General features: G+C 41.4%; 1 protein-coding gene and 1 pseudogene. One reads left to right on the top strand and one right to left on the bottom strand.

Annotated elements, in window-relative coordinates; all coding sequences use genetic code 11:
* A pseudogene (locus tag V7654_RS23550) lies at nucleotides 1-255 on the bottom strand (hypothetical protein); the annotation flags it as partial.
* Nucleotides 256-539: 284 nt separating this feature from the next.
* Here V7654_RS23550 and V7654_RS23555 point away from each other — a divergent pair.
* Nucleotides 540-2,853: ATP-dependent helicase (locus V7654_RS23555; RefSeq protein WP_335433319.1), on the top strand; the 2,314-nt coding region annotated here is incomplete at its 3' end.

Below are 2,853 nucleotides of genomic sequence, written 5' to 3' on the forward strand. Positions count from 1 at the left end.
TCTTTTTTTATAAACTAGATCGGTTCTGGCATAGTTAAATTCCGGAACAGCTTTTTGCATGCGTGCTACTGGTTGTTGTTCCATTTCTTTTTTCAAAGGGCTCATGGCAAACTGCTCATCCTGGCCTTTTTGCACTGGATCTTCTTTGCGGATTCTTGATACTTTTCCTATTTGGAATGGATCGTAATCCAATCCTACTTCTCGTTCTGCATATTGCATATATTGATAATTCGTTACCGGAAGAATATATCCCATTATGATTTCCCCCAAGAACTTATTTTTTTGATAAAAAATTATATTAATAAATGATTTTTACTCTCACTATACCTTTCTGAAGATTTCCCCTTTTTCTGTCCGTAGTAAACCTACTATTTTACTTTTTGTTAAGTTCTTAGGGAAAAGAGCACCTAACAATTTATTTTTCGTTCGATTTTCCTATTCGGCTAAACATCAATCTTAAACAAAACAGCCTTTTGTTAAAAATCTTATTCTGTTATGATAAAGATTGTGCTATTTTTGGACGGAAATGAGGATTAAACATGAAGACGGCTAAATACAACCAGCAGATCATCAGCCTTGAACAGTATAATCGTGAGGACTACCAGAAGCTCTATGATGATGGAAAAAAAGGCATGCTTACTTGTTCTGAATGTGGGGATCCGGTCCGACTTTATTTAGGAATACAGAACAAGCCTCATTTCTATCATCATCTCTCGAAGAAGGAAGACTGTTCAGACCTAAACGATCCATCTTCACCGCCAGAAAAAGTAAAGGAAAAAATCGAATATATTGAAAAGAATGGGTTTCGCATCCCTAAATCAAGATCGATTACTGCCGAGGCAGAAAAAGACCAAAATTTTATCGCTCCTCGGGAAATTAAGATTCCCTCACCTTTTACACCCATTCCTCCGGCTAAGCCTGGAGCTAAACTAAATTATTTAAGACAATTGAAGGAAGCTGGTACTCAATTTGATGGTAATCAGGAACAAGCCATCATCAGTACAGAGGGACCGTTATTGATACTTGCAGGTGCAGGAAGCGGTAAGACAAGGGTGCTGACAGCAAGGACAGCATTCATGCTTGAAGAAAAAAAGATTGCCCCTGCCTCCATTATGCTTGTGACTTTTACGGCAAAGGCAGCTTCTGAAATGAAAAAACGGATCACTCAGTATCCTGGCATGACCCCTGGCAGAGTTAATCAGCTCGTTGCCGGTACATTCCATAGTATTTTCTACAGGATTCTTTGCTTCCACGAACGTGAAAAATGGTCGTCGGACAAGCTAATGAAAAAGGATTGGCAGCGGGAACAAATTTTAAAAGAAGCAGGCAGAAAGCTTCAGCTCGACGATAAGGAATTTGCTTATGATCTCGCCCTACAGCAAATCGGACTTTGGAAAAACACGATGATCATGCCAGATAAGGTTAAGCCTGAATCGCCGTGGGAAGAAAAAGTGGCTCTTCTTTATAAAGACTATGAATCTGCCAAAGAAAAACAGCGGATGTTCGATTTTGATGACATGCTTTTAGGCTGTTATAAACTCTTTAAAGAGCAGCCTGATATTCATGAAAACTACCAAAATCGTTTTCAGTATTTTTTGATCGATGAATTCCAGGATATTAATAAGGTTCAGTATGAATTGGTAAAAATGCTTTCCAGCAAAACAGGCAATGTCTGTGCAGTTGGTGATGATGATCAATCGATCTATTCTTTTCGCGGCAGTGATCCAGCCTATTTGTTCATGTTCAAAGATGACTTTAAAAATACAAAATTGATCGTCCTAAATCAAAATTACCGGTCTCCGCATGAGATCGTCGAGACAGCGAACACGGTCATATCAGCAAATATCGTCCGCCATGATAAGGAAATGAAGGCCCAGTTTTCAGGCGAATGCCCGCCGGTACTTTTCCATCCATATGACGAGGAAGAAGAAGCGACAATGATCCTCACCGATATCCAGGAACGGATTGAAAAAGGTGCGCGACCAGGCGACTTTGCCATCCTGTTCCGTACAAATGCCGGCAGCAGGGCTGTGTTTGAAAGGCTGGCCAATTCGAGTCTGCCATTTCGTGTTGACCAGGATATAGAATCCTTCTATGAACGATTCATGGTAAAAGGTATGCTTTCTTTTTTAAGATTAAGCCTGAACTCTGATGATTCAGAAGCAGTTAAAAATATTCTTCCTTCCCTCTTCTTGAAGCAATCCATTTTCCGGGACCTTCAGGCAAACAGCATCCTGAATGATTGCTCGATGCTTGAGGCACTGGCACATGTAAAAACAGGATTTGCATTCCAGGAGCAGAAGCTCAAGAAGCTTATTCCGATTGTCCGTTCTCTCTCGTCGTTACCTCCTGTAACAGCTATTGATATCGTTGAGAAGGACCTTGGTTACCAGGATTTTATCAAAAAGCGCGGAAACGAAGGCAATCAGCTTGAGAAGGGTTCGGACGACATCCGAGATATGAAAGTGGCAGCCCGCCATTTTAAAACTGTCGCAGAGTTTATCGAGCATGCAGACCATATGACTGCAATGAATGCAGAGATAAAACGAAGCAGCAAAAATATAACTGACGCAGTCACACTGAGTACGATCCATCGATCAAAGGGCCTGGAATATGAAAACGTCTATATAATCGGTACAGTGGACGGAAGCATCCCGCATGATTACGCCTTAGATTCCTATCGGAATGGTGACCCTCAGCCGCTTGAAGAAGAAAGACGCCTGCTATATGTAGCAGTAACGCGTGCCCAAAGGAACCTCTTTATCTCCGTTCCTCAAAGGAGACGGGGACGAAAGGCCAACCCTTCACGCTTTCTTTCTACCTTAAAAAGAAAAATGCCAAATGAGGACCTGG

The sequence above is a fragment of the Bacillus sp. JJ1609 genome (assembly GCF_036967045.1).
GTDB lineage: Bacteria > Bacillota > Bacilli > Bacillales > Cytobacillaceae > Mesobacillus.